The organism is Pseudorhodoplanes sp. (genome assembly GCF_035565855.1).
Lineage (GTDB): Bacteria > Pseudomonadota > Alphaproteobacteria > Rhizobiales > Xanthobacteraceae > Pseudorhodoplanes.
In genome coordinates this window covers 1-6,889 of the sequence record NZ_DATMRX010000165.1, presented here as the reverse complement: position 1 = coordinate 6,889, position 6,889 = coordinate 1, and the positions used below count along the sequence as shown (strand labels likewise).

Below are 6,889 nucleotides of genomic sequence, written 5' to 3'. Positions count from 1 at the left end.
AGGATCGCACCCGATTCCCAGAGGCCGAGCGGCTGTCCGCCCGGACCATTCGGGTCGATGATCGCAGGGATTTTTCCGTTCGGATTGAGCGAGAGAAATTCCTCGGTCCAGCTCTCGTTCTTTCCGATGTTCACCGCATGCGCTTCATAGGGCAGCCCCATCTCCTCGAGCGCGATCGACACCTTCACCCCGTTCGGCGTCGGAAACGAATAGAGCTGGATCACGTCGGGATTCTGCGCGGGCCATTTCTTGGTGATGGGAAAGGCGGAGAGTTTGGACATTGTGCTTTCGCGTGTTTGAAGGGCGGTGCAAGCGGCAGTCTTACCCTCTCCCCTTGAGGGAGAGGGTGGCTTCGCGAAGCGAAGCCGGGTGAGGGGTTCTAACGTCGATTTCGGCCTGCTGCGAGCATTATGGCTTCCAGAACCCCATTCGGATTGCGCAGGACATCATTGTTCCAGAAGCGCAGCACCTGATAACCCGCTGCATGAAACCACTGGTCGCGAAGAACATCGGCCTCACCGCCGTGCTGTCCTCCGTCCACTTCAACAACGACCTTGCTTTCGTGACAGACAAAATCAGCGATGAATGCACCCATCGGGACTTGTCTTCGGAACTTGCGCCCTTCCAGACGTGACGATCTCAGCAACAGCCACAGCTTGCGCTCGGCAAGCGTCGGCTCGCGTCGCATCGTCCGAGCGAAGCGGCGTTGATGATCTGCCACAGCACGATGGTGAGACACGAAGCAACACCCCTCACCCGGCTCTGCGCTTCGCGCTGAGCCACCCTCTCCCTCAAGGGGAGAGGGTAACACCGTTGCGGCCCTCCGCCATAGACTCAATGCGCCTCGTCCCAGTTGTCCGCGGCGCGGGCTTCGACCGACAGCGGCACGTGAAGCTGCACGGCCGGATGCGGCGCGTCTTCCATCACGCGCTTCACCACCGGAAGCGTGCGCTCGACCTCCTCGTCCGGCACCTCGAACACCAGTTCGTCATGCACCTGCAGCAGCATCTGCGCCGACAGGCCGGCATCGCGCAGCGCATCGTCCATCCGCGTCATGGCTCTTCGGATGATGTCGGCGGCGGAACCCTGCAGCCGCGCGTTGATCGCGGCGCGCTCGTTGAACGCGCGCAGCGACGGGTTCGACGCCTTGATGTCCGGGTAATGGCATTTACGCCCGAACAGCGTCTCGACATAGCCATGCTCGCGGCAATAATCGCGCGTCTCGTCCATGTAGGCGCGAATGCCGGGAAAGCGCTCGAAGTATTTCTTGATGTAGGCGCCCGCCTCTTCGCGGGCGATGCCGAGCTGGTTGGCAAGCCCGAAGGCCGAGATGCCGTAGATGATGCCGAAGTTGATCGCCTTCGCCTTCCGGCGCACGTCGCTCGTCATATCCTTGAGCGGCACGCCGAACATCTCCGACGCGGTCATGGCGTGAATGTCGGTGCCATCGCGGAACGCCTGACGCAAAGCCGGCACGTTCGCGACTTCCGCCAGCAGCCGCAATTCGATCTGCGAATAGTCGGCCGAGACGAGCTTGTGCCCCGGCTTCGCAATGAAGGCCTTGCGGATCTTGCGCCCGGCCTCGGTGCGGATCGGGATGTTCTGAAGGTTCGGTTCGGATGACGACAGCCGCCCGGTCGTCGTCGCCGCCAGCGCGTAATTCGTATGCACGCGCTGCGTCTTCGGATCGACATAGTTCGGCAGCGCATCGGTATAGGTGGAGCGCAGCTTGGAGACCTGCCGCCAGTCGAGAATCTTCTGCGGCAAGGCGTGGCCCTGCTCCGCAAGCTCCTCCAGCACCGAGGCCGATGTGGACCACGCCCCGGTCTTGGTCTTGGTGCCACCCGGCAGTCCCATCGAGCCGAACAGTACATCACCGATCTGCTTCGGTGAACCGAGATTGAATGGCTGCCCGGCGAGCCTCTGGGCTTCCTCTTCGAGCCGCAGGCTCTCGGCGGCAAACTCGCTGGAGAGCCGCGCCAATGTCTGCCGGTCGATCGAAATGCCGCGGCCTTCCATGCGGCCGAGCACCGCGATCAACGGACGCTCCAGCGTCTGATAGACATTCATCATGTGCTCGGCGGCTAGCCGGGGCTTCAGCGCATGCCACAGGCGCAGCGTGGCATCGGCACTTTCCGCGGCATATTCGGCGGCGCGCTCGATCGGCACGCAATCGAAGCTGACGCGCGTCTTGCCTGCCTTGGTGATCTCGTTGAAGTCGATCACGGTGTGATCGAAATTGCGCTTCGTGAGCGAAGCGACGTCATGCGAGACGCGCCCGGAATCGACCACATACGACATCAGCATGGTGTCGTCATAAGGCGCCACCTCGATGCCGCGCTGGGCGAAGATCTGCCAGTCGAATTTCAGGTTGTGTCCGATCTTGAGGACGCCCCTGTCCGCGAACAGCGGACGCATCGCATCGAGCGCGTCCTTCTCCGGAATCTGGTGCGGCACGAGTCCGGCATCGAACAGCCCCTCGCCCTCGCTCGGATTGCGATGCGCCACCGGCACATAGCAGGCCTCGTTCGGTGTGATCGCGAGCGAGAAGCCGCACAGCGTCGCCTGCATCGGGTCGAGCGAGCTCGTTTGCGTATCGATCGCAGCATGGCCGACATCGATCGCGCGCACGATCCAGGCTTTCAGCCGCGCAAGGTCGCGCACGATCTCGTATTTCGAGCGGTCGAAGGGCAGCGCCTTCAGCTTGGCAAGGCGGGCATCCGCAAGCGAGACGGGAATGAACACCACTTGCTCGGCGGCACTTCCTCCCCCCTTGCGCACGTTCATCCCTCCCCCTGAAAGGGGGAGGGTCGTCCGCGCAGCGGCCGGGGTGGGGGTCGCAGGTTGAGGGGGAAGAGCCCCATCCTCCGGCCGCACCGGGGGAAGCGGCGGCGCGCCGGCAATCAGCCGCGAATCCGGATCGATCTGGCTTGCGTCAATGTCGGCGGCTTCGGCCACGCGCCGCGTCAGCGTGGTGAATTCCATCGCCTTGCAGAAGGCGATCAGCCGCTTGTAATCCGGCTCATGCACCACAAGGTCTTCGACCGGCACATCGAGATCGACATTCTGATCGAGCGTGACGAGGCGCTTGGAGATGCGCGCCAGCTCGGCATTGTCGATCAGTGTCTGACGCCGCTTCTCCTGCTTGATCTCGGAGGCCCGCGCCAGCAGCGTTTCAAGATCGCCATATTCGCCGATGAGCTGCGCGGCGGTCTTCACGCCGATGCCCGGCACGCCCGGCACATTGTCGGTCGAATCGCCGATCAGCGCCTGTACCTCGATGACCTTCTCCGGCGGCACGCCGAATTTCTCGATCACCTCGGCAACGCCGATCTTCTTGTCCTTCATCGTGTCGTACATGATCACGCAGTCGTTCACGAGCTGCATGAGATCCTTGTCGGAGGACACGATGGTGGTGGTCGCGCCGGCCTCGCAGGCAAGCCGCGCATAGGTCGCGATCAGGTCGTCGGCCTCATAGCCGGCCTGTTCGAGACACGGGATGTCGAAGGCATGCACCGCTTCGCGGATCAGCGGAAATTGCGGAATGAGATCGGACGGCGCATCGGGGCGGTGCGCCTTGTAATCGGGATAGAAATCGGTGCGGAACGTCTTCTCGGATTTGTCGAACACCACCGCGAGATGGGTCGGCCGCTCCTCCGGCTTCATCTCGCGAAGAAGCTTCCACAGCATGTTGCAGAAGCCGAGCACCGCATTGATCTGCAACCCGTCCGACTTGCGATTGAGCGGCGGCAATGCGTGATAGGCGCGGAAGATGTAGGACGAGCCGTCGACCAGAAAGACATGGTCCCCCGCTTTCAGCGCGCTAGCGGCCACCGGAGCGGATTTTTTCGCGGCGCCGGGCTTTGCCGCCGCCGCCTTGGCGGACCTGGACGCGGGCTTAGAAGCGGACTGGGAGGATTTTTGTGCTGGCATGGCGCGGAATGTGGGCCGTCCCGCCGGGGATGGCAACGGAGACGGTGGATATCTGAGCCGAGTTCGGTCATGTGCTCCATGCCCGGAACGCAAGGGAACAGGCAAACATTTTGATGCGGACTTTCGGCTCGTCCCTTCCGATCGACGAGGCGCTGCCGGCGCTGACCGCAGCGTTGCGCGCGCGCGAGGCCGCCGTGCTGGTCGCCCCGCCCGGCGCGGGCAAGACGACGCGCGTGCCGCTCGTCCTGATGGACGAGCCCTGGGCCGCGGAGAAGAAGATCATCGTGCTGGAACCGCGGCGCCTCGCGGCCCGCGCCGCCGCCGAGCGCATGGCGAAGACGCTCGGTGAAAGCGTCGGCGACACGGTGGGCCTGCGGGTGCGCTTCGGCTCGAAGGTATCGAAGCGGACGCGGATCGAGGTTGTCACCGAGGGCATCTTCACCCGGATGATCCTCGACGACCCGGAACTTGAAGGGATCGCCGCCGTCCTTTTCGACGAGTTTCACGAGCGCTCGCTCGACGCCGATCTCGGGCTCGCTTTCGCGCGTGACGCGCAGCTTGGCCTGCGCGAAGACCTGAAGCTTCTCGTGATGTCGGCAACGCTCGATGGCGCGCGCATCGCAAGGCTGCTCGGCGATGCGCCGCAGGTGGAAAGCCTCGGCCGCGCCTTTCCGGTCGAAACCCGCTACCTGCCGCGCGAGGCGCGCGAGCGGATCGAGCCGCAGGTTGCTGACGCGGTGCTTCGCGCGCTGCGCGCCGACAGCGGATCGATCCTCGTGTTCCTGCCGGGCCAGGCGGAAATCCGGCGCACTGAGACGCTGCTGAACGAACGCATCACCGATCCAGCCGTGGATGTGGTCGCGCTGTATGGCGCGCTGGATGCGCAGGTGCAGGATCGCGCGATCGCACCCAGCCCTCCGGGACGGCGGAAAGTGGTGCTCGCGACCTCGATCGCGGAGACCTCGCTCACCATCGAGGGCGTGCGGGTTGTGATCGATTCAGGGCTTGCGCGCGTGCCGCGTTTCGAGCCGGGCACGGGGCTGACGCGGCTTGAGACGGTGCGCGTCTCGCGCGCCGCCGCCGATCAGCGGCGCGGTCGCGCCGGCCGCACCGAACCCGGCATCTGCTACCGGCTGTGGAGCGAGCCCGAAACCGCGTCGCTCGAGGCCTATGCGCGCCCGGAAATCCTTTCGGCCGATCTGTCCGGCTTTGCGCTCGATCTCGCGCAATGGGGCGTCGCCGATCCATCGACGCTGACATTCCTCGATCCGCCGCCCAACGCCGCTTACGCCGAAGCCCGCAAGCTCCTGGTTGAACTTCGCGCGCTCGGCGATGACGGCCGCATCACCGACGAAGGCCGGAGCTTGCGCGCGCTTCCGTTGCCGCCGCGCCTCGCCCGCATGGTGGTCGATGGGGCGCGCGAAGGTGCCGGCGAGATGGCGGCGCAGATCGCGGTGCTAGTGACCGAGCGCGGGGTCGGCGGCAACGATGTCGATCTGACGCACCGTCTCGACCTGTTCCGCCGCGACCGCTCGCGCCGCGCGGAGGATGCGCGCGCGATGGCGAAGCGCTGGGCGGCGTCAGCGTCACCGCGCACTCAGTCCGCCCCCTCCCCCCTTGCGGGGGAGGACTGGGGAGGGGGGTCCGTCGGTGCGCTGCTTGCGCTCGCCTATCCGGACCGGATCGCGAAGAATCGCGGCGGCGGACAGGGCTCGTTCCTGCTCGCGAATGGACGCGGCGCGATGCTCGATCCCGCGCTGACGCTGGCCCGCGAGCCGTATATCGTCGCGGCCGATCTCTCCGGCACCGCGGCGCAGGCGCGCATTCTGATGGCCGCACCGATTACGCTGAGCGAGATCGAGCAGCGCTTTGCCGATCGCATCGAACAGCGCGATGAGGTGACCGTCGATCCGGCGACGCTCAGCCTGCGCGGCCGCAAGGCCAAGCGCCTCGGCGCGATTGCCTTGTCCGAACAGATCATCCCGGTCGCGCCGTCTTCGGAAACCGCTTTGGTCCTGGCAAACGCCATCGCCGAGGCCGGCATCGGGCGGCTGCCCTGGAGCAAGCATCTGCGCCAATGGCGCGACCGTGTGATGTTCCTGCGCAAGGCCGAGGGCGACGAATGGCCCGACCTCTCCGACGCCGCGTTGAGTGCAAGCGTGCAGGACTGGCTCGCACCTCTCCTCGCCGACAAGACCGCGCTGAAGGACATCGGCGCGGACGAGCTCTCGAACGCGATCATGGAGCTGTTGCCGTGGGCGATGCGGCGCCGCCTCGACACTGAGGCGCCCACCCATTTCGAGGCGCCGACCGGCACCAGCGTCCCGATCGATTACGAGGCCGAAGCCGGGCCGACCATCGCGATCCGGGTGCAGGAATTGTTCGGCATCAGCCGCCATCCCGCCATCGCCGGCGGGCGCGTGGCGCTCGTCATCGAACTCCTCTCGCCCGCGCATCGCCCGGTGCAGGTGACGCGCGACCTGCCCGGCTTCTGGGCCGGCAGCTATGCCGCGGTGAGAGCCGAGATGCGCGGCCGCTATCCGAAGCATCCGTGGCCGGACGATCCCGCCAATGCGCTGCCGACGCGGCGCACGAAACGTGCGACGCCATAAAGCGGCAATCGTTCAAGCGATCGTTCAAATTGTAGCGACCGCGTTCAGACTCGCGTCACCTTGCCGCGCGCGGGGCCCGGCCGGCGTTTGCCCGTTAGCGTTGCATTTGCCCCGACGTGCTGTGTTGCCCGCATTGCCAGACGGATGACATATGCGCGCGATCATCGTTGTTGCCGGATTGATACTGGGCGCCGCCGGGCTGGTCGCCTCGTGGATGGACCGCGGCTCATCCTCGGCCGCGAAGCAGCCCGAACAGAAAGCGGCGATGGCAACGCCGGCCTCGAGCGCACCGCGTGTCGTCAGCATCGGCCGCGATCACCGGGGCCACTTCCAGGCGCATGGCC

General features: G+C 65.6%; 4 protein-coding genes and 1 pseudogene. 2 read left to right on the top strand and 3 right to left on the bottom strand.

Features of this window, described 5'->3' with window-relative positions:
- The 3 genes from VN004_RS09130 to polA all read right to left on the bottom strand — a co-directional run.
- The coding region (locus VN004_RS09130; protein WP_325609169.1) for a glutathione S-transferase N-terminal domain-containing protein at positions 1–281 on the bottom strand (281 nt) is incomplete at its 3' end.
- 98 nt (positions 282–379) lie between these two features.
- The gene (locus VN004_RS09125; RefSeq protein WP_325609167.1) at positions 380–721 is read right to left on the bottom strand and encodes an endonuclease domain-containing protein; all 342 of its coding nucleotides are present in this window, start codon (positions 719–721) and stop codon (positions 380–382) included.
- Positions 722–834: 113 nt separating this feature from the next.
- A complete protein-coding gene (gene polA / locus VN004_RS09120; RefSeq protein ID WP_325609165.1) occupies positions 835–3,933 on the bottom strand; it encodes a DNA polymerase I in 3,099 nt (1,032 codons plus the stop codon).
- A gap of 113 nt (positions 3,934–4,046) precedes the next feature.
- Between polA and hrpB the strand changes: the two genes are divergently transcribed.
- Together hrpB and VN004_RS09110 are read left to right on the top strand one after the other, a co-directional pair.
- On the top strand, positions 4,047–6,545 hold the full coding sequence (gene hrpB, locus VN004_RS09115; RefSeq protein WP_325609163.1) for an ATP-dependent helicase HrpB: 2,499 nt from the start codon (positions 4,047–4,049) through the stop codon (positions 6,543–6,545).
- 151 nt (positions 6,546–6,696) lie between these two features.
- Positions 6,697–6,889 (top strand): annotated as a pseudogene (locus VN004_RS09110) (TIGR02281 family clan AA aspartic protease); the annotation flags it as partial.

Bases quoted from the DNA above. Each gene is read 5' to 3' on its own strand.
- polA (WP_325609165.1), bottom strand. From the start codon at position 3,933: ATGCCAGCACAAAAATCCTCCCAGTCCGCTTCTAAGCCCGCGTCCAGG.
- hrpB (WP_325609163.1), top strand. From the start codon at position 4,047: ATGCGGACTTTCGGCTCGTCCCTTCCGATCGACGAGGCGCTGCCGGCG.